Annotated in this window: 24 protein-coding genes and 4 tRNA genes; 14 read left to right on the forward strand and 14 right to left on the reverse strand. The window is 62.9% G+C overall.

Features of this window, described 5'->3' with window-relative positions; genetic code table 11:
• Positions 1 to 215 precede the first annotated feature (215 nt).
• The 8 genes from RIE53_10930 to queA all read right to left on the reverse strand — a co-directional run bounded on the left by RIE53_10930 (position 216) and on the right by queA (position 3,585).
• Positions 216 to 287 (reverse strand) — tRNA-Thr (locus RIE53_10930).
• A gap of 65 nt (positions 288 to 352) precedes the next feature.
• Positions 353 to 425, reverse strand: a tRNA-Gly gene (locus RIE53_10935).
• Positions 426 to 487: 62 nt separating this feature from the next.
• Positions 488 to 569: transfer RNA gene (locus tag RIE53_10940), tRNA-Tyr, on the reverse strand.
• A 12-nt stretch (positions 570 to 581) separates the two neighbouring features.
• A tRNA-Thr gene (locus RIE53_10945) sits at positions 582 to 654 on the reverse strand.
• 91 nt (positions 655 to 745) lie between these two features.
• A complete protein-coding gene (locus RIE53_10950; protein ID MEQ9105199.1) occupies positions 746 to 1,351 on the reverse strand; it encodes a DedA family protein in 606 nt (201 codons plus the stop codon).
• Entirely contained in the window at positions 1,344 to 1,820 is a 477-nt protein-coding gene (gene ispF, locus RIE53_10955; GenBank protein ID MEQ9105200.1) for a 2-C-methyl-D-erythritol 2,4-cyclodiphosphate synthase, read from the reverse strand. Before ispF ends, RIE53_10950 begins: the two co-directional genes overlap by 8 nt.
• A gap of 4 nt (positions 1,821 to 1,824) precedes the next feature.
• Positions 1,825 to 2,532: a 2-C-methyl-D-erythritol 4-phosphate cytidylyltransferase gene (gene ispD / locus RIE53_10960; protein ID MEQ9105201.1), complete on the reverse strand. Its 708-nt coding sequence runs from the start codon at positions 2,530 to 2,532 to the stop codon at positions 1,825 to 1,827.
• 6 nt (positions 2,533 to 2,538) lie between these two features.
• Positions 2,539 to 3,585 (reverse strand): tRNA preQ1(34) S-adenosylmethionine ribosyltransferase-isomerase QueA, encoded by a 1,047-nt coding sequence (queA, locus tag RIE53_10965; protein ID MEQ9105202.1) that lies wholly within the window; start codon positions 3,583 to 3,585, stop codon positions 2,539 to 2,541.
• A gap of 78 nt (positions 3,586 to 3,663) precedes the next feature.
• On the opposite strand from queA, the gene RIE53_10970 reads away from it, so the two are divergent.
• Both RIE53_10970 and RIE53_10975 read left to right on the forward strand, forming a co-directional pair.
• The gene (locus RIE53_10970) at positions 3,664 to 4,173 is read left to right on the forward strand and encodes a hypothetical protein (protein MEQ9105203.1); all 510 of its coding nucleotides are present in this window, start codon (positions 3,664 to 3,666) and stop codon (positions 4,171 to 4,173) included.
• Positions 4,170 to 6,470, forward strand: coding sequence for a TonB-dependent receptor (locus RIE53_10975; GenBank protein ID MEQ9105204.1), 2,301 nt, complete (start codon positions 4,170 to 4,172; stop codon positions 6,468 to 6,470). The genes RIE53_10970 and RIE53_10975 overlap by 4 nt, the downstream gene beginning before the upstream one ends.
• A 27-nt stretch (positions 6,471 to 6,497) precedes the next feature.
• On the opposite strand, the gene RIE53_10980 is transcribed toward RIE53_10975, so the two are convergent.
• The 6 genes from RIE53_10980 to RIE53_11005 all read right to left on the reverse strand — a co-directional run bounded on the left by RIE53_10980 (position 6,498) and on the right by RIE53_11005 (position 12,362).
• Positions 6,498 to 6,884, reverse strand: a complete 387-nt coding sequence (locus RIE53_10980; GenBank protein ID MEQ9105205.1) for a hypothetical protein — start codon at positions 6,882 to 6,884, stop codon at positions 6,498 to 6,500.
• Between the two features lie 7 nt (positions 6,885 to 6,891).
• Positions 6,892 to 7,452: a hypothetical protein gene (locus RIE53_10985; GenBank protein ID MEQ9105206.1), complete on the reverse strand. Its 561-nt coding sequence runs from the start codon at positions 7,450 to 7,452 to the stop codon at positions 6,892 to 6,894.
• Positions 7,449 to 9,149: an amidase gene (locus RIE53_10990; protein MEQ9105207.1), complete on the reverse strand. Its 1,701-nt coding sequence runs from the start codon at positions 9,147 to 9,149 to the stop codon at positions 7,449 to 7,451. The genes RIE53_10985 and RIE53_10990 overlap by 4 nt, the downstream gene beginning before the upstream one ends.
• A gap of 25 nt (positions 9,150 to 9,174) precedes the next feature.
• A complete protein-coding gene (locus RIE53_10995; protein MEQ9105208.1) occupies positions 9,175 to 9,585 on the reverse strand; it encodes a hypothetical protein in 411 nt (136 codons plus the stop codon).
• A gap of 32 nt (positions 9,586 to 9,617) precedes the next feature.
• The gene (gene tkt, locus RIE53_11000; GenBank protein MEQ9105209.1) at positions 9,618 to 11,636 is read right to left on the reverse strand and encodes a transketolase; all 2,019 of its coding nucleotides are present in this window, start codon (positions 11,634 to 11,636) and stop codon (positions 9,618 to 9,620) included.
• Between the two features lie 69 nt (positions 11,637 to 11,705).
• Complete coding sequence (locus tag RIE53_11005; protein MEQ9105210.1) at positions 11,706 to 12,362, reverse strand: thioredoxin domain-containing protein; 657 nt, start codon at positions 12,360 to 12,362, stop codon at positions 11,706 to 11,708.
• Between the two features lie 139 nt (positions 12,363 to 12,501).
• Here RIE53_11005 and RIE53_11010 point away from each other — a divergent pair, with 139 nt between their 5' ends.
• The 12 genes from RIE53_11010 to RIE53_11065 all read left to right on the forward strand — a co-directional run bounded on the left by RIE53_11010 (position 12,502) and on the right by RIE53_11065 (position 23,226).
• Entirely contained in the window at positions 12,502 to 13,407 is a 906-nt protein-coding gene (locus RIE53_11010; protein ID MEQ9105211.1) for a mechanosensitive ion channel family protein, read from the forward strand.
• 200 nt (positions 13,408 to 13,607) lie between these two features.
• Positions 13,608 to 15,098, forward strand: a complete 1,491-nt coding sequence (gene trpE / locus RIE53_11015; protein ID MEQ9105212.1) for an anthranilate synthase component I — start codon at positions 13,608 to 13,610, stop codon at positions 15,096 to 15,098.
• A 76-nt stretch (positions 15,099 to 15,174) separates the two neighbouring features.
• A complete protein-coding gene (locus tag RIE53_11020; GenBank protein ID MEQ9105213.1) occupies positions 15,175 to 15,615 on the forward strand; it encodes a hypothetical protein in 441 nt (146 codons plus the stop codon).
• 11 nt (positions 15,616 to 15,626) lie between these two features.
• Positions 15,627 to 16,652 carry a tryptophan--tRNA ligase gene (gene trpS / locus RIE53_11025; protein ID MEQ9105214.1) on the forward strand — a complete coding sequence of 342 codons (1,026 nt, stop codon included), beginning with the start codon at positions 15,627 to 15,629 and terminating at the stop codon, positions 16,650 to 16,652.
• Positions 16,653 to 16,654: 2 nt separating this feature from the next.
• Positions 16,655 to 17,230 carry an aminodeoxychorismate/anthranilate synthase component II gene (locus tag RIE53_11030; protein MEQ9105215.1) on the forward strand — a complete coding sequence of 192 codons (576 nt, stop codon included), beginning with the start codon at positions 16,655 to 16,657 and terminating at the stop codon, positions 17,228 to 17,230.
• Positions 17,215 to 18,231: an anthranilate phosphoribosyltransferase gene (gene trpD / locus RIE53_11035; protein ID MEQ9105216.1), complete on the forward strand. Its 1,017-nt coding sequence runs from the start codon at positions 17,215 to 17,217 to the stop codon at positions 18,229 to 18,231. Before RIE53_11030 ends, trpD begins: the two co-directional genes overlap by 16 nt.
• Positions 18,228 to 19,040, forward strand: a complete 813-nt coding sequence (gene trpC / locus RIE53_11040; protein ID MEQ9105217.1) for an indole-3-glycerol phosphate synthase TrpC — start codon at positions 18,228 to 18,230, stop codon at positions 19,038 to 19,040. Before trpD ends, trpC begins: the two co-directional genes overlap by 4 nt.
• Positions 19,041 to 19,062: 22 nt before the next feature.
• Positions 19,063 to 19,686, forward strand: a complete 624-nt coding sequence (locus RIE53_11045; GenBank protein ID MEQ9105218.1) for a phosphoribosylanthranilate isomerase — start codon at positions 19,063 to 19,065, stop codon at positions 19,684 to 19,686.
• Entirely contained in the window at positions 19,683 to 20,888 is a 1,206-nt protein-coding gene (gene trpB / locus RIE53_11050) for a tryptophan synthase subunit beta (protein ID MEQ9105219.1), read from the forward strand. Before RIE53_11045 ends, trpB begins: the two co-directional genes overlap by 4 nt.
• Positions 20,885 to 21,682, forward strand: a complete 798-nt coding sequence (gene trpA / locus RIE53_11055; protein ID MEQ9105220.1) for a tryptophan synthase subunit alpha — start codon at positions 20,885 to 20,887, stop codon at positions 21,680 to 21,682. Before trpB ends, trpA begins: the two co-directional genes overlap by 4 nt.
• Before the next feature lie 12 nt (positions 21,683 to 21,694).
• Positions 21,695 to 22,879, forward strand: coding sequence for a DUF4837 family protein (locus tag RIE53_11060; GenBank protein MEQ9105221.1), 1,185 nt, complete (start codon positions 21,695 to 21,697; stop codon positions 22,877 to 22,879).
• A 2-nt stretch (positions 22,880 to 22,881) separates the two neighbouring features.
• Positions 22,882 to 23,226 carry a DUF4296 domain-containing protein gene (locus RIE53_11065; protein MEQ9105222.1) on the forward strand — a complete coding sequence of 115 codons (345 nt, stop codon included), beginning with the start codon at positions 22,882 to 22,884 and terminating at the stop codon, positions 23,224 to 23,226.
• Positions 23,227 to 23,615 lie beyond the last annotated feature (389 nt).

A 23,615-nucleotide genomic window follows, 5' to 3' on the forward strand; every position in this document is an offset into this window, starting at 1 on the left:
TGAACGAAGGGTGTTCCCTTCAACACGCTTCGCAAGCACCGTCGTGATTGCTGCCGTCAGCGTCGTCTTGCCATGGTCGACGTGACCGATCGTGCCCACGTTCACGTGGGGCTTGTTCCGCTTGAATTGTTCTTTTGCCATTTCCTTGTCGAGTTGGACAACAGATCCTTCTTGTATGTCGCACGCCCCGGACCATCCGAAGCGCCGTGCGCGTGAGCCTCCTCCCGGACTTGAACCGGGGACCCCTTCCTTACCATGGAAGTGCTCTACCGCTGAGCTAAGGAGGCACAGACAACAGCCAACGGCCATGACAGCCGTTGCGCCGCTCACCCCGCCTCTCGGCGGGATGTTGAGCGGGAGACGGGATTCGAACCCGCGACCCTCAGCTTGGAAGGCTGATGCTCTACCATCTGAGCTACTCCCGCGCGCACGCAGGTCCGCCCGTCCGACGCTCCTTCCATTCAGAAGTTGCATCTTCCAGGCAGTGTGGACAGGGGAGGATTCGAACCTCCGAAGGCTAAGCCACTGGATTTACAGTCCAGCCCGGTTGACCGCTTCGGTACCTGTCCATGAAAATGTTGAGCTGGCAGAGGGACTCGAACCCCCGACCTGCTGATTACAAATCAGCTGCTCTACCAACTGAGCTATGCCAGCAAGTCATTACAAAAGGCCAGACAGGAAAGTTAACCGGGGTTCCGACCAGAGTCAACTGTATGCGTCATAAAGGATCGGTGAAACCGTTCGACTAACGCTCCCTCCTGTACCGGGCGATCTGCCACGCCATGAAAGCCACGACGACCCCCGTCAGCGCCCAACCGTACGTCTGGATGTACGTTCCGACCTGCTCCCAGTTCTCCCCGAGATACCAGCCTCCCGCCACGATGACGGTGGTCCAGACCAGGGAACTGACGGTGCACCAGAACGCCGTCTTGCCCGGATTCATGTGGGCCAGCCCCACGGTCAACGAAATGACGGATCGGAGTCCGGACAGGAACCGGTTGGCCATGACCAGGCGGAATCCCCAATGTTGCAAATGCTTCCGGACCACATGGATCCGCCTTTTGGGCAGCCACTTGAGCCGATCCGGATCGAGGACCGCATGTCCCAATCGCGCGCCGATGACATACATGGTCATGAATCCGGCACTGCCGCCCACCGTGGCCAGCAGGATAACGAGCACCGGATCGAGCAATCCCAGACCGGCCATGTAGCCGCCAAAAACCACGAGCATGTCACCCGGAACGGGAGGCACCACGTTTTCTCCGTAAGAGACGGCCAGGATGAGCACATACACCCAGACGGCCGGCAAGGCCTCGAGCCACTGGACCAGATCCCCAAGAGTGTCACTCATGGACCTGCAGCAGGCAGACCGCCTGTGCCGCCATTCCCTGTTCCGTCCCCACGAAACCCATCCGTTCGCTGGTGGTCGCCTTGACGGACACACACGACACCGGCACCCCGAGCACACCCGCAATTCGTTCGCGCATGGCATCCACATGGGGCCGCAGACGAGGGCGCTCAGCCACGACGGTGGCGTCCACATTCACGACACGCCACCCGGACGCCTGTACGCGCCGCACCACCTCGGCCAGGAGCATCATGCTGTCCGCATCCTTCCACTCGGGATCGGTATCCGGGAAGAGGGCGCCGATGTCCCCGAGCGCCGCGGCACCCAGGAGCGCATCGGAAATCGCATGGAGCAGGACATCCGCATCGGAGTGGCCGTCGAGCCCGCGATCAAACGGGACATGCACGCCGCCCAACATGAGGCGGCGCCCCTCCACCAACCGATGCACATCGTATCCGAAGCCTATCCGCACGGCATCAACCCGTTTTTTCTTCATTCATCACCCGTTCCCACACCGGCCAGAAATGCCGGGCCCGATCCCAGTCCGACGGGGTCGTGATCTTCACATTGTCCGCATCGCCCTCGACCAGATGGACGGGATGTCCCGCCCACTGCACGAGACCCACATCATCCGTGCCTTCCACCCCTTCGTCCACCGCCCGCGCGTGGGCCTTCAGGACCCACTCCCGACGGAACCCCTGTGGGGTCTGCACGCGATACACGCCGTCCCGGTCGATGGTTTCGCCGAATTGCCCCTCCGTGACACGACGGAGCGTATCGGAGACGGGAACGGCCAGGGAAGCAGCGCCGTGTTGACGCACGGCCTCCACCACCGCGGCGACAGCAGACATGCGGACAAACGGTCGCACGGCATCGTGGATGAGGACCACGTCGACGCTCTCGGGTACCGTGAACAGGGCTGCACGCACGGATTCCTGGCGCGACATGCCACCGGGAATGACCCGCCGCAGCTTGGTGATGCCGACATTCCGCAACTCCTCGTTGAGGGGGGCCACCGCTTCCCCGGGTGTGGCCACGATGATGTGATCCACCAGCGGATGCCGTTCAAACACCAGGATGGTCTGCACGAGCACGCTGCGACTTCCCAACAGGCGGAACTGTTTGCGGTGCCCACCCAGGCGCGTGCCTTGCCCGGCTGCCGGAATGATGACCGCGACTTCCATTCGGGATCAGAGGATGAGCATGGCGTCGCCGAAGGAGAACAACCGGTACTTCTCCTTGATGGCTTCCTGATAGGCTTCCATGACGAACTCGTACCCGGCAAACGCCGAGACCAGCATGAGCAGCGTGCTCGCCGGCATATGGAAATTCGTCAGCAGGCGCTGGGTGATATAGAATTCGTATTCCGGGTAGATGAACTTGTCGGTCCAGCCCCGATTGGCCTTCAGGTTGTAGGACGCGGACAACGACGTCTCGATGGCCCGGACCACGGTCGTTCCGACGGCCGTCACCGAATTGGTCTTGGATGCGAGCGCCAGGTTGGCGCGCTCGGCCACTTCCGGCGTGATGTGGAAGAACTCGGAGTCCATCCGATGCTTCGTCAGGTCCTCGACTTCAACCGAACGGAACGTGCCGAGCCCGACATGCAAGGTGACCGGCAGCAGGTCCACGCCTTTGTTCTGGAGGGCCAGGTGCACACTGGGCGTGAAGTGGAGACCGGCCGTGGGTGCAGCGACAGCACCCCGCTCCTCGGCGAACATGGTCTGATAGCGCTCCCGATCCTGGTTTTCGACATCCCGCTTCAGGTACGGCGGAATCGGGGTCTCCCCGATCTCGTCGATCTTCTCGTACAACTCCTCGTTCGTCCCCTCGAACACGAACCGGATGGTACGACCGCGCGACGTGGTGTTGTCGATGACTTCCGCAATGAGGTCATTCTCGAAATACAGCTTGTTGCCGATCCGGATCTTGCGGGCCGGATCCACGATCACGTCCCAGAGACGGCTCTCCGGATTCAGCTCGCGCAGCAGGAAGACCTCTATCCGCGCACCGGTTTTCTCCTTGTTGCCGAAAAGGCGGGCCGGGAATACCTTGGTATTGTTGACCAGCATGACATCGCCCTTGTCGTAATAATCGACGATATCGGTGAACTTCCGGTGTTCAATGGTCTTGTCCTTCCGGTTGAGGACCATGAGACGCGCACTGTCACGCGGCTCCGCAGGGTACTTGGCAATCAAGTTCTTGGGATACTCGAACTTGAAATCGGAGAGCTTCATTTTCACAGAATTGGCCGCAATTTCTGTTGACAGGACAGGTGTGAATGGGGGGCACCCAAAGACAATAAATATACGGTCATGATGAGGCGGCTCCAAACGAAGAAACTGTGCCGGTTGACGCTCGGATGGATGCGCCGGGCGCCGGGACTCGTCGCCGTGTTGTTTGCGGTCGCGGCATTCGGATGCGACGCAGGGCTCGAGCCCCCACCGGAGCCGGGATTCGGCCGTCTTGAGGTTCACGTCGCCTATACCGGGGAGTGGCCGCCCGCCCAGGAATTGCGCGATTTACGGTTCGTGGCCCTGCGGTTCGTCCCGCGCGATACGACCGATCTGCTGCAATTGAACCGGATGGTCATCAGCGGAAGGCTGGACCGGAACGTACCGGCCGACACGATCGCGTTGGACATGGTGCCTGAGGGCACGTACGTGTATGCCGGGGTCGCCCAGCAGTTTTCCGCAGACCTGTTTGCATGGCGCCCCGTCGGGCTGGTGGACGGCGCATTTGACGTCCTGCCGGGTGCGGTGACCCGGGTGACGACCCACGTGGATTTCGGAAGCCTTCCACCCTTTCCACCCCCGCAGCCATGAGGATCCGTTACACACCCGGCCTGCATGGCCTCCTTCATGGCGTTCGGACCGTCGCCGTGTGGGTCGCGACTGTCGTGACTGTGGTACTCCTGTCCGGCCTGGCATCACGCACGGCCGCCGCCCAGTTCATCCAGGGCACGGTGTCGGACGGTTCAGGCGAGGGCATTCCTGGAGCCAACGTGGTGGTGGACGGTACGGCGACCGGCACGGCCGCCGACGTCCGGGGCGCCTTCCTGCTGGGACCCTTGCCCGAGGGGGTGACCGTGCTCAAGGTCTCGGCCGTGGGTTTCCATTCCGCCCGGCTCACGGTCCGCGTGCGGTCCGACACGGTGACCGTACGCGTGGTCCTCGAAGAACAGGTCTTTGAATCGGACGAGGTCGTAGTGGTAGCATCCCGGCGCGAACAGCCCTCCCATCGCATTCCGGTAAGCGTGGCCACGCTTTCAGCCGAGCAGCTGGCGCGACGGAATGTCCAGGTGCTGGACGATGCACTCCGCGGCGTATCGGGCGTCCACGTGCAGGGCAACCAGGTGACCATCCGGGGGTCGAGCGGGTTTGCCTACAACACCGGCAGCCGCGTCCTGGTCATGCTCGACGGCATGCCCCTCCTGGCCCCCGACACGGACGGGATTCCACTGGAGGCCCTGCCCATGTCCGAGATCGAGCGCGTTGAGGTACTCAAAGGACCGGGCTCGGCGTTGTACGGAGGCGGGGCCCTGGGGGGCGTAGTGAACATTGTGACCCGAAGCCTCCCCGACCGACCTGAAACGCGCATTTCTGCCTGGTCGGGCGTCTGGGAGCCGGTCCGCGAGCCGGTGTGGCGCGACGCCTGGGACGGCGGTGGCCGGCCGCGTCCGTTCGCAGGTGCCTCCATGTCCCATGCACGGCGGACGTCCGACGCGTTCGGGTACTGGATTTCCGGCTCGGTCCGTCGTGACCTCGGGTATCTCCGGGACACGGCACGGACGTCTGTGCATGTCTACGGCAAGACGCTCTGGCAGCCTTCCCCGTCCACGAAGTTGGATGTCCTCTCGGGCATCATGGTACGCGAACGCGACAATTTCCTGTTCTGGGCATCGGGACGTGACGTGCTGCGCCCGGGCCGCATTTCCCTGCCTGACGCCGATACGTCCACGCCAAACGGAGCGACGGATGACTTTATCAACCAGTTCACGCTCCTGCCGTCCTGGACGCATTTCCTGGGCAGCCGCTTCTACTACGAGGTTCGCGGGCGGTTGTACGGAGCCCTCATCCGGCCCATCGACAGCCAGGGAAGGTACATGCCGTTGGCGGACGGATCGGTCGGGTACCGGTATGGCAGCGAAGGCCAGGTGCACGCGTTCCCGGATGCCCGGACCCGACTGACGGCCGGCGTGTCCTTCGACGCCCTCTCCAACCGGAACTCCTTCTTCGTGACCACCGACGGGACCGAATCGGGCTCCCAGCCCGAGGGCGCGGTGTTCATCCATGCGGAACGCGAAATGCCGGGCGGTCTCGAATGGGTGGCTGGACTGCGCCATGACCGCTACCGCATAGATCGCAGCCGGACCGAGGCGCAGACCTCGCCGAAACTGGCCGTGGCCTGGACGCCCGACCCGCGCGTATCGTTCCGTCTGGCGTGGGGCGCAGGATTCCGGATTCCATCCTTCGCCGAGCGATATACGGACAACCAGGAGTTCTTCCCGATCGTCCGGAATCTGGATCTGTTGCCGGAGCGCAGCCGCAGTACGGAAGGGGGGGTCCGGCTCAGGAACGCCTGGGCCCGCCTTGATGCCAGCGTGTTTTCCACCACCTACGATGACCTGGTGGAACCCCGCCTGGTCCCTGCACTGCAGGCGTTCCAGTTCATCAATGTGTCACGTGCCGAAATATTCGGCACCGAGGTGACGCTGGAAATCCGGGATCCGGGACCGGGTGCCGGCGCAGCATGGCAGGTGGAGGCCGGGTACACGTGGCTGGATACGGAAGATGCGGTGTCGGGCGAGCCCCTTCCCTTCCGGGCGCGCCATCTGTTGCATGCGTCGGGGACACTGCAGCCCCTGAGGCGACTCTCACTGGGTGCCGCCTACCGATACGTCAGCCGGCCGGACCGCGTGGATACCGACTTCGCCCGATTCGTCACGGATGCGGATCTGATGGTCGCGACGCATCTGCTGGACGTGAGTGTCGGGTGGTCAGGTCGCGCGTGGCGCATCACCCTGAATACGGACAACGCCCTGGCCTACGCCTACGTGGAGCGCCCCGCCTATTTCGGGGTGCCCCGACACTGGTCGTTGCGGTTGGACTGGACCTTTTGACCCTGTTTCAGGCGCCGAAAAGCAGCGTCAGAACGGCTTGTTGATGCCCATCCACGCCGCTGCGCCACCCAAAACGATGATGAGGATCCACCACAGCATGGGGCTTCCCTTGCCCTTGTTGACCAGCGCGATGGACGCACCGAACACCAGCCAGATGACCAGTTTGCCATAGATCCAGTTCGGCAGGCCGTCCGTCATGCCGAGCCGCGCCAGCATGCCGAACCCGGACACGAGGATGAGCAACATGCCGACGCCGTGAAGGATGGAGAGCATCTTGCGGGCGGGATTCACGACCGGGCTCCCACCGGTGGCCGAGCCGGCTCCATACAACCTGAAGTACACGGCAGACGCCACGGACTGGATGATCAGGATAAGACCCAGGATGTGCAGGAGGTTGTAGAAAGCGTGACTCATGAGGCTGTCAGATTCGGTTCGGGTAGAGTTCGCGGGCAATCCGCAGGACCGCATGGTAGAGGTGCGGACCGGGTACAAGAATATCGGGCCCGAGGCGGACAATATGTGCTTTTTCCTGAATTTCACGGCGGGGAGGCCGGCCGGCCGCTCGGTCAAGCAGATCCGGCGTCCACGGGGGCGGTTCGCGCCCGTCGTCCAGGAGCACGTCGCACACAGCCAGGTGCTCCGGTCCGGCCTTCCGGTCAATACCCAACTGCGTGCGCAGTGTCGCAAGCCGTGCCTCGCCCTCCGCGATGACCCTCATCATGCCCGCCTGGCAGCCGGTTGCGGCCCCGAGTGCCAGCGCCCGGGCCAGGATCTGCTTGAAGGTCTGTGGCTGCCACGCCAGGCGCTGCTCCTCAAGCGCCCGTGCTCCCGATTGCCCGATGGTGATCCACCCCGCCGCTCCGTCGCTCTCCTCACCGCGTCCGGCATCCTCTGTTTCACGCAGGTCACCGTCATATCCGGCCGCCAGGAGCCATTCCCGTGCACCCGGAGCATCATGCAGGACCACTCTATAGCCGCTCACGGCAAGGCCGGGCGTTCGAGGTGGAACGACGTGTTGGATTGGATGAACGCAGCCACAGCAAGCACGGCTTGGTCCCGGTACAGGTCCCCGATGATGGTCAGGCTCTCGACCTGGCCGTCGGGAGCCGCCACGGTGTTCGGGAACGTGATGGATGGATGCCCCGTCAGGTTCGTAATGGCCAGCTGATTCGCACCGAATGTGGGTACGACGACCACGTCTACATCCCGGAAAACCGCCCTCATGTCCTGCATGAGGAGGGTTCGCGCCCGGGAGGCATTGATGTATTCCACGGCCGGAATGAACCGGGCAGCCCGGAACGTGGCCGGCCATGCTCCGTCGTCCTGACGCACCAGTTCATCCGCCCGTCCGGACCGGATGAGATCATCGAAGGCTGCTGCTGCTTCGGCCCGGAGCATCTGCAGCATGGGACCGGTTGCCCGGTCCGGAAGCGTCACCGGACGCAGTGCTACGCCATGGCTGCGCAGCAACCCGTGGATGCTCCGATCGGCCTCGGTGTTCCGGTAGTCCGGCACATCCACCACGCCCACGCGCAGATCCTGGATGTGCCGCTCGGGTGGCCATTCAAACGGCATGGTAATGGAAGTCGGATCGCTGGGCGAGGCTCCGTGGATGGCACCGAATACCAGGGCGCAATCCTCGGCAGACCGACACATGGGACCCAGTTTGTCCATGGTCCAGGACAAGGTCATGGCTCCCGTCCTGCTTATGCGTCCGAACGTCGGGCGCAGACCGGTCACGCCGTTCCGGTTGGAGGGCGACACGATGGACCCCAGCGTCTCGCTGCCAATGGCGAACGGAACGCAACCTGCGGCCACCGCTGAACCGGGCCCGGCCGACGAGCCGCTGGAACCCCGTTCCGTATTCCAGGGCGTTTTCGTCGTTCCACCGAACCAGACATCCCCCATCGCCAGCGCGCCGAGCGTCAGCTTGGCCACGAGTACGGCGCCGGCATCGTCCAACAACCGCACCACGTCGGCATCCTCGTCCAGCACTTGGTGTTCGTAGGGTTTCGCCCCCCACGTAGTCGGATACCCGCGCGTGGACAACAGATCCTTGGCTCCCCAGGGGATACCGTGCAGCGGCCCTCTCCAGTGGCCGGCATCCAGTTCGGCATCGGCGGCGCGGGCCTGCCGGAGCGCCCGGTCGGCGGTCAGTGAAACGACGCACTTCAGCACGGGGTCGAACCGGCGCAACCGGGCCAGACAGAGCTCCGTGAGCTCCACACTTGTCACGAGCCGGGCTTTCAACAACGCAGACAGCCGGGCCACACCGGCAAACGCGAGGTCTTCCTCGGTGTCGGGCCGCCCGGCTGCCGGGGGTGGTGTCCACGAAATGGGTGCCCGGGCGGCCATTCCCTGCGGCCGGAGGCCACCGATATCCGGGTTGAAGACCAACGAGGGCAGCACATGATTGGGCAACGGCGTTTCCCGGAGCACATCATACTGGACCCGGGCTTCCTTCAGTCTGTCCAGGATCTGCTCCCGCTGGGCATCGGTGAAAGACAGGCCAGCCAACTGCTCCGCTTCCTGGATGGTGGCCAAGGTGATTTCGGCGCTCGCCACGCCCGGTCCTCCCCCCGACTCGCGGACGTGGCGCGCGTAGAGCGCGCCCGGGAAGAGGGTACTGGCGGCCCCCGCGAGGGCCGCGGCTTCAAGGAAATGCCTGCGATCAATCATGGCAGGACGGGCTCGGGGCCCGCAGTCAAGAAGGCTGTTGAACGGTATGACAAATCGGGCGGACGTCCAGTCCGCGGATGCCAATTTCGCCGATGAGCGTGCCATCGTCAAACGGAACGAAGAAAAGGCCTTCGGCATCGCCCGTGAGGAGCGTATTCGGGCCAATTCGTCCGGTGACGGATTGCTCTACACGCCGATCGTCTGAACGGAAAATGAGCGTCATGTCGTAGACGGCGGGACATCCCGCGTGATTGACGAGCTTGAGGGCGACCCCGTTGTTGCGATTATCCGCTTCGGAGTAGAATACGTACTCCACAGCAAGGCTGTCCTGCATGACTATCCGCTTCCAGGCCCAATCGGTGGAGGTCTGCTGTCCCGTGGCGGCATCGGGCAGGCCGCCGACGGCAAGCACGGTACTCAGGGCCAGGATCCGCATGATCAGCTGCCTTGCCTGCGCCACCCGCCGGGTCACGTGCCCAGGCGTGCCAGCACGTCCTTGGCTGTGCGAACGACGTTTTCGGGGGTGATGCCCAGCTCCTCAAACAGGACTTCGGCTGGAGCCGATGCACCGAAACGGTCAATCCCGACCGATGCGCCGTGATCGCCCACATACCGCTCCCAGCCGAACGTGATTCCGGCTTCCACCGAAACGCGGGCCCGGATGGCATTCGGGAGCACGCTCTCTTTATAGGCCGCATCCTGGCGCTGGAAGACCTCCCAGCACGGCATGGAGACCACGCGCACGCCGACACCGTCTGCCTCCAACACATCGGCCGCTTTCAATGCCACCTCGACTTCGCTTCCGGTTGCCAGAAGCAGGACTTGAAGCCGGGCGGTCGCCTCTCGCAGGATATAGGCTCCTTTGAGCGCGCCTTCGGCCGCACCATGACGGGACCGGTCGAGCGTCGGCAGTTTCTGGCGGGTCAGCGCCAACAGCGTGGGCCGGTCCGTGGTCTCGAGAGCCAACCGCCACGCCATGGACGTTTCGTTGGCATCGGCCGGGCGAACGAATTGCAGGTTCGGAATGGCGCGCAGGGCCATGTAATGTTCGATCGGCTGATGGGTCGGCCCGTCCTCCCCCAGTCCGACGGAATCGTGCGTGAGCACGTACGTCACCGGCAGCCCCATGAGGGCGCTGAGACGGATGGCCGGGCGCATGTAGTCCGAAAAAACCAGGAACGTGCCGTTGTAGGGCTTGATACCTCCATGGAGCACCATGCCGTTGCTCATGGATGCCATGGCGTGCTCCCGGACACCGAAGTAGATATAACCCCCGTCGTTCCGGTCCGCCTGGAATCCCTCGCGGCCGGGAATATCCGTCAGGTTCGAACCCGTGAGATCGGCCGATCCCCCCAGCAGTTCCGGAAGCGTGCTCCCGATGGCGGCCAATACTTTCCCGGAAGCGGCGCGTGTGGCCATGCCACCGCCCGCATCGAATACAGGAAGATTTTCCGCGAATCCGTCCGGAAGTCCGCCTTGCTGGCATCGCATCCATTCTTTGGCCAGCTCAGGGTACGCGGCCGCCCACGCATCGTACGCCTGCTCCCAGGCCTTCCGTTCAGCGGCTCCGCGGGACCCGATCTCACCCATGTGCTCCCGAACGGCGTCCGGCACAAGGAAGGTGGGCTCCAATGGCCAGTCCAATGCCTTCTTGGTCGCCGTGACTTCCTCCGGCCCGAGTGGCGACCCATGGGATGCGGCGGTTCCGGCCTTGGCGGGACTGCCATACCCGATGACCGTCCGGACCCGGATGAGCGTCGGGCGCTTGCTCTCGGCACGCGCGTCCGTCAGCGCCGCATGGAGCGCATTGAGGTCATTGCCGTCTTCCACCATCAGGACCTGCCATCCGTACGCTTCGAACCGCCCGGTCACATTGTCCGTGTAGGTCAGGTCCGTGGGTCCGTCGATGGATATCCCGTTGTCATCGTACAGGTAGATGAGCTTGCCCAGCCCGAGGTGTCCGGCCAGTGAGGCCGCTTCGTGGGATATCCCCTCCATGAGATCCCCGTCCGAGACAATACCGTACGTATGGTGGTCGACAATGGTATGACCCGGACGATTGTACCGCGCTGCCATATACGCTTCGGCCAACGCCATACCCACACCATTCGCGAATCCCTGACCCAACGGACCGGTGGTCGTCTCGACCCCGACCGTGTGGAAATTCTCTGGATGGCCGGGTGTCTTGCTGCCCCACTGCCGAAAGTTCTTCAGGTCGTCAATCGAAAGCGGGTAGCCTGCCAGGTGCAGGAGCCCATAGATGAGCATGGAACCATGTCCCGCCGAGAGCACGAATCGATCCCTGTCCGGCCATGAAGGCACGCTCGGGTCCAGCCTCATATGCCTGTGCCACGTCACGTACGCCATGGGTGCCGCACCCATGGGCATGCCCGGATGACCGGAGTTGGCTTTCTGAACGGCATCGACCGCGAGAAACCGGAGGGTGTTGATGGAGTCCTGGGCGAGCGCGCTGTTCTGGAAGGGCATGTGGGTGGGGTTCGAGTCTGGGTTTCGGGTTGGTTGGAAGATCCGGGCACGTGCAGCGCCGGATGCAGGTCAGTTTTCGGCTTCCGCCGCCGCCTTGTCAATCAATTCCACAATGCACTCGAACGACTTGCTCTGTCCGTCAATCACACGGCCATTGATCATGACGGCCGGTGTCCCCCGGATGCCCATGTCAATGATTTCCTGTCGGCGGGCCAGGATCATTCCCTGGTTCATTCCACGCTCGACACGCGAACGGAAGATCGCCGGATCGAGTCCGATTTCCTTGGCCAGGACCGTCAGTTCGTCTATGCCCATGCCGCCTGGCTGCTGGTGTTCGTACTGGGCATCGAGCATTTCGAAATACTTGCCGTCCTGTCCCGCCACGAACAGCGCCTCGACCTGCATGAGCGAGTACTGCCAGAGCACGTAGGGCACCATGAAGAACCGGGCCTTCTCCCCACGGGCCAGGATCACATTGTTCATGATGGGGTGCATGGTCTTGCAATGCGGGCAGTTGGGATCGAAATACTCGATCACCGTCACATCGGCGTCGAAGTTGCCCTTGTAGGGATCGCCGAACGTAATAAGCCGCATGAAGTCCTCGACGGCCGGGATATCGGCATCGTAACCGCATTCCGGGTCGCCGGCAGGCTCGGACGGACGGAAACCGGTCGTGACCAACACACCGGCGACGATCAAAAGAAGGACGGAGAGCGCTGTACGCATGGATCTGGCGTGAAAATGAATGGGATGGGGGCGGCCACACAGGCCAATCTGACTGTTGAACATGTCATGGCGCTTGCCGGGCGTGCTACCCCGTTTCGGAAGGTATTGATCCGGACCGGGATGCGTACATTATATCGTCATGGAAGACATCCTGCAAAACGAATTGGCCGTCAAGGCCCTGACGACGCTGGCGGTGCTCGTAGCCATCGCGTTCGTGGTCCATCTGGTGAAGCGTTTTGCCAAGCGATACTTCCACGATCCGGAGCGCGTATATCGCGCTGGACGCTCCACCCGACGCTTCGGCCTCTTCCTTGGATTCCTGGGCATTGTGATCATCTGGTCACCCGGGTTCGGTGACCTCTGGACCCTGCTGACCGTGATCGGCGCGGGTATGATGATCGCCATGCGCGAGGTCCTGCTGGCCGTAGCCGGATGGCTGCGCATCACCCTGTTGAACACCTACAAGGACGGCGACCGGATTGAAGTGAACGGCGTGCAGGGCGACGTGATTGACGTCCGAGTGCTGCGTACGACCCTCATGGAAATCGGGGGATGGGCCGATGGCGATCAGAGCACGGGACGCATTGTGCACATCCCGAACGGATGGATCTATGAACACGCGGTCTACAATTACACCCGTTCCTTCCGGTTCATCTGGAATGAGTTGTCGCTGACGGTCACGTTCCGCAGCGACTGGCGTGCGGCGCGTGAAATCATCCTGCGGCATGCCGAAGAGTCGGCGGCCATCGTGGAACAACAGGCCCGCCAGGAAATCCACGAAATGTCGCGTGAGTTCCTCATCCACTATTCCATCCTCACCCCGTTCGTCTACGTGAAAATCACGGAGAACGGGGTGAAATTGACGCTCCGCTACCTGTGCGAGGCCCGGAAACGACGCGGCTCCGAACATGCCCTCACCGTGGTCATCCTGGATGACTTCAAGGACCACGGCGGTATTGAGTTGGCCCACAATATGTTGGGCATGGTGCCGCCGGATACCGTCCAGTTCGGACAGGTCCCACCGCGGAAGCATCCGGAGAACTGACCCCATCGCGCTTGACCGCGCGGACGGGGCATCGTATGTTTCACGCATGATCAACCCGGCAGCACATACCAACGGTTCATGGTGGTGGCATCACGCTTCCCGCGGGCCTGTACGTATGTAGTCTTCCCAAGTCCCTGCCCGGAATAACGTACAGCCCGCCATTGCCATGGTGGGCTTTTTTTGTGCCATCCAACTTCCCCATGCTCACACTTTCGGACATCCGGAACCTCCTCAATGAATCCCCTCCCCTGGACGGGGAGACCGTGGTCATTCCGCTGGCCAAGCGTCTCGGGGCGGACTTGTTGACACCGGTCAGTGCCTTCTTCCTGTTGAGGGACGGTGCCCGCCGACCCTTTCTGCTGGAGAGCGTGGAAGGAGGTGAAAAACTGGCGCGATACTCGTTCCTGGGACGCAATCCGTTCATGAGCGTGGAGGCCTATGGCAGAAAGACCATCATCCATCGCGACGGTGAGCCGGCGCGTCATACGGACGAGGGTATCTTCCATGCACTGGACCGTGTCATGGCAACCATCCGTGAAATCGAGGTGCCGGGACTGCCACGCCTGACCGCCGGAGCCGTCGGCTATCTGTCCTACGATGCGGTCCGGCTCCTGGAACGCCTGCCCGATACACCTCCCGACGACCTGGGCATCCCGGACGGCATCTGGAGTTTCTACGATACGATCGCGGCATTCGATCATGTCAAGCATCAATTGGTGCTCATGGCCAGCATGCTCGTCACCGCGGACAGTGACATTGAAGCGGCCCATTCCGCCGCGCTCGAACGTCTGGAGCAGCTGGAAGCTACGTTTTCCCGTCCCATCGTGCCCGGCTCGGACCCGATTGAACTGACCGGCGGCATGACGTCTTCCATGAGCCGGGAAGCCTTCGAGGCCGCGGTCGACACCGGAAAGGGCCACATCCGCGAGGGGGACATTTTCCAGGTGGTCCTGTCCCAGCGGTTCTCCACGCCGTTCCGGGGCGAACGGTTCAACCTGTACCGGGCCCTTCGGCAGGTGAATCCGTCCCCGTACCTGTTCTATCTGGATTTCGACGATTTTGCCCTGGTGGGGTCCTCGCCGGAAGTCCTCGTCCGGGTGGAGGGAACGCGTGCCGAACTGTTGCCCATTGCCGGTACCCGCCCCAGAGGCCACTCCGCCGCCGAGGATGCGGCCCTTGCCGGGGACTTGCTGGCCGACGAAAAAGAGCGGGCCGAACACCTCATGTTGGTCGATCTGGGCCGGAACGATCTGGGGCGCATCTGTCAATTCGGCACCGTGCACGTGGACGACTATGCCTTCATTGAACGGTACTCGCACGTCATGCATATCGTATCGTCCATTTCCGGACGCATCCGGGAAGGACTGACGGCCCTGGATGCCCTGCGGGCCTGTTTCCCGGCCGGAACAGTCAGTGGTGCCCCGAAAGTCCGCGCCATGGAAATCATTGATGCACTGGAGCCCGTCAAACGGGGCATGTATGCCGGTACCGTGGGGTATCTGGATTTCCGGGGAAACCTGGACACGTGCATCACCATCCGGACCATGCTGGTCAAGGATGGCCACATCCATATCCAGGCGGGTGCAGGGGTAGTGGCCGACTCCGATCCCGCCATGGAATTCGAGGAAACGCGCAACAAGGCCCGGGCCCTTCACGCGGCCATCCGGGTTGCCGCCGAGGAACTGCAATAAATTCAACCGGAAAAAGCCCCGGAATCGGTACTTTACCCACGACTCCACCTTTCCACCCGCACCACCAGATCAGACCATGGGAATCAAAGAACTGTTGCTCAAACAAGGATGGGCCGGGCGCACCATTTCGCGCGCGGAAACCATTGACCACGTGAACCCCATCATCCGGACCATGACGGTGGCCATGCATCATTGGGGAGCGGCGACCACCACGCTGGACGGTGAAGCCGGCCGTTCTGCCCGGGAAGCGCTGAAGACGCTGCGCATGGATATCGGAAAACTGTGTGAGACCGTATTCAGCTGTGGCGGCGTGGCCTACAACGGCACGGACCTCGAGCCGGAAACGTTCACCGCCGACGGGGACATCTGGAAGACGCTGGCCGACCAGGAAGCAGCCATCGCCGAGCACCTGAAACCGCAACTGAAGATTGAGCACCACATGCGGACGCGGGCCATCCTGGCTGCCGTAGCTGCCAACCACGAGGAACGGGTAAAATTCATCCGCTCCCGGGGCTGATTCCTTACGATATGAGTCCTTTGCATCCGTCGCCGTCTCCCGCCCCGTTTCCGGACATCGTGGTCTCGGGTATCCAGCCCTCCGGCACCCTGCACCTGGGCAACTGGTTCGGTGCCATTCGGCAGCATATAGCCCTGCACAAGGGCGGCCCTTCGTACTTCTTCATCGTGAACTACCACGCGCTGACGACGCTGCACGATGCAGCTGCGCTCCGTCGGTATTCCATGGATGTGGCGCTCGACTACCTTGCCCTCGGTTTCGACCCTGAGGCATCGAGTCTATTCCTCCAGAGCGATATCCCCCAGGTGAATGAACTGGCGTGGATATTCTATACCCTGACGCCGGTCTCACAGCTGGAAAAGGGGGTGTCCTACAAGGACAAGGTGGCCCAGGGGCTTTCAGCGAATGCCGGACTTTTCAATTACCCGGTCCTTCAGGCGGCCGATATTCTGGTCTACGGCGGGACGCAGGTGCCGGTCGGTGCCGACCAGAAACAGAATATCGAAATCTGTCGTGACCTGGCCATGCGATTCAATGACCGGTTCGCAGCGCCCGATGCCCCCATCCTGCCCGTTCCCGAGCCGTATATCCTGGACCAGGTAGCGATCGTTCCGGGATTGGACGGGCGCAAGATGTCCAAAAGCTACGACAACACGATCGGGATCTTCGACGAGGGGAAGGAACTGAAGCGCAAGGTCATGTCCATCGTGACCGACTCGACCCCGCTGGAAGAACCCAAGGATCCGGATACCTGCAACGTTTTTGCCCTCATCCGGCTGTTCGCCGATGACGAGGACCGCGAGCGTATTGCAGACGCCTACCGGAGCGGCGGATATGGCTACGGTCACGCCAAGAAGGAATTGCTGGCCATGATTACCGACGCGTTCGCCGAAGCGCGCGAGCGCCGTCGGGAGTTGGCCAAGCGGCCGGACGACGTGATGGACATCCTGCGGGAGGGGGGGCGGAAAGGACGCGAGCGCGCCAGTCAGGTCATGGAGCCGGTCCGGGAAGCCGTCGGCCTGATTACCACGTACTGAGCATGATCCTTGTCATTGACAACTACGACTCGTTCACGTGGAACCTGGTCCACCTTGTGGCCCGGACGCAGGCCGACGTCAAGGTGGTCCGGAACGACGAGTGGTCCGTGGACCATGTGATGGCCGCGCGGCCCGATGGCATCCTGATTTCACCCGGTCCCGGGCGTCCAGCGGACGCCGGCGTATCCATGGAACTCATCCGGGCGTTGGGGGCATCGATCCCCATCCTCGGCGTCTGCCTGGGGCACCAGGCCATCGGTGAGGTCTACGGCGGAACGGTCACGTATGCACCCACGCTCATGCATGGCAAAACATCCGAGATCGTGCACACGGGCCTGGGGGTGTTCCATGATATTCCGTCCCCTTGCATTGCAACACGATATCACTCGCTGGTCGTGGAGAGGAATTCCCTGCCGGACAGCCTCTTGGTCACGGCAGAAACCCGGGACGGCGTCATCATGGGACTCAAACACGCCTCGCACCCTGTTGAAGGTATCCAATTCCATCCGGAAAGCCTGCTTACGGCCGATGGACCGCACATGATTGACACGTGGGTGACTGCATGCATGACCTCCTGACCCGGATAGCCGAACACGAATCGTTGACCCGTCACGATGCCGCCAGGGCCATGGAACTCATGCTCGGGGGGCAGGCGTCGCCCGAGCAGATTGCGGCCTTCCTAGTGGGCCTGCGCGCGCGCGGCGAAACGCTCGAGGAACTCGTCGGCCTGACCGGCAGCATGCGGTCGTTCGCCGTCAAGGTGGATGCGCCCGCAAACGCCATGGACATCGTGGGCACGGGGGGGGATCGGAGTGGAACGTTCAACATCTCCACCGCTGCATCCCTGGTCTGCGCCGGAGCCGGTGTCACCGTGGCCAAGCATGGCAATCGGTCCGTTTCGTCCAAATGTGGTTCGGCAGACGTACTGGAGGCGCTCGGCGTTCGGACGGAACTCGGCAAGGAGGGCATAGAATACTGCCTTCGCGAGGCCGGCATCGCTTTCCTCTTCGCCCCGTTCTTCCATCCGGCCCTGAAACACGTCATGCCCGTCCGACGTGCGTTGGGCGTCCGCACCTGTTTCAATATCCTCGGCCCACTCTGCAACCCCGCGGGCGTCCGGCGGCAGCTCATCGGTGCCTTCAGCAAGGACGTGGCACGAATGATGGCGCATATCCTGGTCGAACTGGGGTCCGAGTCGGTGGTCTGTGTGCACGCCCACGACGGGCTGGATGAAATCTCGCTTTCCGGTCCCACCACGGTTTTCCGCCTGACCCATCCTGGTGAACCCCTGTCCGAGCACACCATCTCCCCCTTCGACTACGGGATGGCCCCCGCACCCCTGTCTGAAATCCTGGGTGGCGATGCCGCACGGAATGCCGCCATCGTTCGCTCCATACTCGAGGGCAAACCCGGTGCTCCACGTGACATCGTGGTCCTGAACGCTGCGTTCGCCTTGTTGGTATCGGGCACGGTGACCACCGTCCGGGACGGCCTGGATCGGGCCCGGACGGCCATCGATTCGGGTGCGGCCGCCGAGGCCCTGGAACGCCTGGCCGCCGCAAGCCACGCGGCCCCATGAGCGCTTCCATCCTGGACCGGATTGTAGCCGACACCCGCGCAGCGCTGCCCAAGCGACGTTCAGATCGGCCCGTGCGTGCGCTGGAATCCATGGATGGATTCGCCCGCACGCCCTTGTCCCTGGCCCAGGCCGTACGCCATACTCATGTGTCGGAGGGCATGGCCATCATTGCCGAAGCCAAGAAAAGGTCTCCCTCGAAAGGCCTCCTGCGGGATCCCTTCGATACGCGCGCCATTGTCCGAACCTATACGGACAACGGCGCGGCTGCGCTTTCCATCCTGACCGAGCCCCTGTATTTCGGTGGAGACCCTGCTTTCCTGGAGGCCGCCCGACTGGAAACCGGCATCCCCCTCCTGCGGAAGGACTTCATTGTCGATCCCTATCAGGTTGTGGAGGCCCGTGCATGGGGGGCGGACGCCATATTGCTCATTGCCACCATCCTGGATAGGCACCAGGCCGGTGAGTTGGTTGCTGCAGCCACGGAGCTCGGTCTGTCCGTCCTCATGGAGCTCTACGACGCCCATGAGCTGGACCGCCTGGATGTGGACACGCTCGACGTCATGGGGGTGAACAGCCGGGACCTTCACACGTTCGAAGTGGACCTCCCGGCGGCCATCCGTACCCTGTCGGCGCTCCCGGATCACGTCGTGCGTGTCGCAGAAAGCGGGATTTCCTCTCCCGATGACATCAACCTGTTGAGGGACAACGGCATCCATGCAGCGTTGGTCGGAGAAGCCTTCATGCGTGCCGAAGACCCGGGACACGCATTGGCCCACCTGCTCGGCCGTCAACCGTATTCCCAGATTTGAATTGCAATCCACGCCTTCCCAGATGACCCAGATCAAAATATGCGGCATTGCCAACCTTGCCGATGCCCGCTTCGCAGCCGGCGCCGGGGCTGATTTCCTGGGCTTTGTCCAGCATCCGGAGAGTCCCCGCTACATTGAACCGCGCAAGGCCCGAGAGATCATTGACTGGGTCTATGGGGCCAAGCCAGTCGGTGTATTCGTGAATCGACGTCCGTTTGACGTCAATGCCATTGCGACGGAAGCCGGGTTCGAGTTCGTGCAGCTCCACGGAGACGAAACGCCGGAGATGTGCCAGGACCTCGATTTCCCTGTCATCAAGGCCATCCGTGTTCGACCGGAGTGGTCGGCGAATGCCATTGAAGACGCGGTCGGACCGTTCTCGGACGTGGTCGATTATGTCCTGTTCGATACGTGGGATGCGGCACTGTTCGGCGGCACGGGCAAACCCTTTGACTGGTCCGTGCTGTCCCATGCTTCACTGCCGGTTCCTTACTTCCTGGCGGGCGGGCTGACACCGGACACGGTGGCCGACGCCCTCTCCGCCTGCACGCCCTTCGGCGTGGATGTGAGCAGTGGTGTCGAAGAGGCCCCGGGGCAGAAGGATTTCGGAGCCATCTCACAATTCGTAGAGGCCGTACGCCCATGAATTCATTGACCCAGCCCGACGCCACCGGCCATTTCGGCCCGTACGGTGGCCGGTTCGTGCCCGAAATCCTGATGCCGGCGCTTGAGGAGTTGACCCATGCCTGGCAGGCTGCCAAGACGGATCCGGAATTCCAGGCGACGTTGGACGGCCTGTTGGCCGACTATGTGGGTCGGCCGACCGCGCTCACCTTCGCCGAGCGCCTTACGGAGCATTTCAACGGCCCGCAGATCTGGCTGAAACGGGAAGACCTCTGCCATACCGGAGCGCACAAGATCAACAATACGGTGGGGCAAATCCTGCTGGCGCGCCGCATGGGCAAGTCCAGGATCATTGCCGAAACCGGTGCCGGTCAGCATGGTGTGGCCACGGCAACCGTGTGCGCCCGCTTCGGGATGGAATGCATTGTCTACATGGGCGCCGAAGACATGGAACGGCAGCGCCTGAACGTCCTTCGCATGGAGTTGCTGGGTGCCGAAGTCCGACCCGCCACCAGCGGCAGCCAGACGCTGAAGGATGCCACGAACGAGGCCATCCGTGACTGGGTGACGAATGTGCAGGACACGTTCTATATCATCGGCTCCGTGGTCGGTCCCCACCCCTATCCGGCCATGGTCCGGGACTTCCACACCATCATCGGGCGGGAGACCGCGGCGCAGCTCAAGCAGAAGACGGGACGCGACGCGCCCGATGTCCTGCTGGCATGCGTGGGAGGCGGCTCGAACGCCATCGGCCTGTTCCACCCGTTCCTGGACGTCCCCGACGTCCGTTGCATTGGCGTGGAAGCCTCCGGCGAAGGTCTTGATGGCCGGCATGCAGCCACGCTGACCCTGGGCAGCCCGGGTGTCCTCCATGGTGCGATGTCCTATCTGCTCCAGGACCAGGAAGGACAGGTCCAACTGGCCCACTCCATTTCAGCCGGCCTGGATTACCCGGGCGTAGGTCCGGAGCATTCCTGGTTGAAGGATTCCGGGCAGGTGGAATATGTGTCTGCCACGGACCGGGAAGCACTGGATGCCCTCCAACTGGTCTCCCGGCTGGAAGGCATTATCCCGGCCTTGGAAACCGCGCACGCCATCGCCCACCTTCCCGCCCTGGCACGTGAACTCGGTCCCGACGCCATTGTGGTGGTCGGTTGTTCGGGTCGCGGCGACAAGGACATGGGCACCATCGCGCAACACATGACTTCCCCGAGCCACCCATGAGCCGCCTTTCCACAGCCATCCTTGCGGCCCGGCCGGCACTCGGCATCTTCCTGACCGCCGGCTTTCCGTCCCGCGCGGACACCCTGCCCGTCCTGAGAGCCATTGAAGACGGCGGCGCCGACTTCATTGAACTGGGCATGCCCTTTTCGGACCCGCTGGCGGAAGGTCTTCCCATCCAGCGCTCCTCCAAGCGTGCCCTCGAAGACGGCATGACCATGCAGCGGACCCTCGACATGGCAGCTGCGTTCCGGGCTGAAAGCACGCTCCCGTTGCTCCTCATGGGCTATGCGAACCCTGTTCTCCGATATGGCCCCGGCAACTTTTTCAGGGCCTGCCGGTCTTCCGGAGTGGATGGCGTCATCCTCCCGGACGTGCCGTTGGAAGAAGCCCCCCGGTTCACATCCGAGGCAGCAGCCAACGATATCGACTTCGTCTTCCTCGTATCCCCCACCACGTCCAACGCGCGCATGCAACAGATTGATCAGCACGCCAGTGGATTCGTGTATGCCGTTTCGGTCAACGGGATCACGGGCACGGCGCTCGGGGACGCCGACAGCACCGCGGCCTATCTGAAACGTGCGCGAACCCACATCGTGCAGAATCCTTTGATGGTGGGTTTCGGTATCCGCAACCACGATGACGTGGTCCGTCTGTCGCCCAGCACCGACGGATGCATTGTCGGTTCGGCCCTGGTCGGACAGATCGAGCAGTGGTGGGATGAACGGCCGGACGCCACGCCGGGCGAACGTCTGGATGCCGTCCGTACCTTTGTCCACAGCCTCAAGAACGGGTAAACACGAGAAACCATGCCAAACCTGCCTGCCACGCCCACAACGGGACGCCGTTCGTTCCTGGACACTGTGCGTTTCCCCGGATTCCGCCCCCTTCTCCTTGCACTGCTCCTGGTGACGATGACCGGCTGCGAAGCCCTGGATTATCGCCCCTATGCCGTGGGCCGGGAAGGCGAGGTCGTGGTCGTCATCGACTCCACGCGATGGGAAGGCCCCGTCGGAGAGGCCATCCGGCGAAACATCGCCCCGTACCTGGGAACCCTTCCCGCTCCGGAGCGCGAATTCAACGTGCGTCGTGTGTCCCTGACGTCCCAACGGCTCCTGGATGGCGTCCAAGCGCAGAAAAACGTCATTTTTGTCTCTCCGATTTCGGACGACACCCCCGAGTCCCGCTTCATGCGGGCCCGTCTGGACAGCGCATCGGTTGAAGCGGTCCTCGCCGGACAGTCAGCCGTCATCCCTCGCCGGGACCTCTGGCGTCAGCAACAACAAGTGGTTTACGTGGTTGCCGGTTCCGACGATGAACTCATCCGGGTCCTGGATGAGCGCGGAGATGACATCCGCTACCAGTTCAATACCATCACGCGGGAACGGCTGACCGAGGACATGTTCGAGAAGGGCCGTCAGTTCGCCATGGAGGACACCCTGCTTGCCAACCATGGCTTCACGCTGAACATGCAGCATGATTACTTCGTGGGCATCGACACGACCAATTTCATCTGGCTTCGCCGCGTGGTCAGCTCGGAGTCCTGGCGCAGCCTGTTCGTGTATTACGTGGACGATTTCGACCCGACCAACCTGACTCCGGAGTGGATCCAGCAAGCCCGGGACCGGCTGACCGAAACCTACATCCGCGGAACCATGGATGGCTTCGTGACCACCGATTACCGCCGGGAATTGACGTCGGAGAACATCGATTTCAAGGGCCGCTTCGCCTACGAGACCCGTGGTCTGTGGCACATGATGGGCCGCCAGCCCGATGGCTCCCTGGTCGAGCACGGCATGGGCGGAGCGTTCGTGAACTACACCCTGTACGACGAAGAATCGGGGCGACTGTACATGATTGACGGGATGATCTTCGCCCCCGGGTTCGACAAGCGGGAATTCCTGCGTCAGATGGAAGTGATTGCATGGACCTTCCGTACGGAACGGGACGTCGCACTGGCGGCCTCCAGGGACGCGGTTTCCGCGTCGTTCTGACCATGTCGCTGCGACTGGAGCTGCGACACGTCGGATTCCTGCTGGTTTTTTCCATTCTGGTAGGATGCGCTCCGGCGGCGGGCGACCGGAATGGTCCGCCCCTCGCCGATTCCACGTTCGTGTCGGCCCTGGTCGCCTTGCATGTGGCCGATGCGTCCGCGTTTGCCGAGGACCGCACGCCAGCCGTGCACGTGCGGGATTCCGTACTGACGGCTCTGGACGTGCCGGCATCGGACTACGAAGCAACCCTGGCCTGGCACGTCGAGCATCCCGAAGCGTTGACTGCCATATACAATCAGGTGCTGGACCGCCTGAACCGACTCGACTTGCCTGACGCGTCGCCCTGACCCGACGAAAAGCCTCGCTCCGTTGACCAGATGTCAACCTGTGCCCGTCGCCACGCCGGGGCGGCCGGATGGCGTGAACGGTCCACATGCTCCGGCGTGGGAACGAAGGGATCGTGCCGCCCCAGGCACACATCACACCCCCCCGATCGCCGACCGCACCGGATCGGATCCGTCTCCCCGAAATGCCGCACCAGGGACGTCCTGCGACAGGTTGCAGACCGGACGTACCGGAGCATGGGCTTCAGAACAGCCTCCGTCCGCTTGCTGCCCTGCGCGAGTCGCTGCCGTTCCCGGATGGCTTCCGGAGTCACAAGCACCACGGAATGGGCGGGGGGGGGGGGCCCCGCCCCCCCCCCCCCCCCCCCGCAGAAAGGGGCGCCCCCACACGG

The organism is Rhodothermales bacterium, assembly GCA_040221055.1.
Lineage (GTDB): Bacteria > Bacteroidota > Rhodothermia > Rhodothermales > UBA10348 > 1-14-0-65-60-17.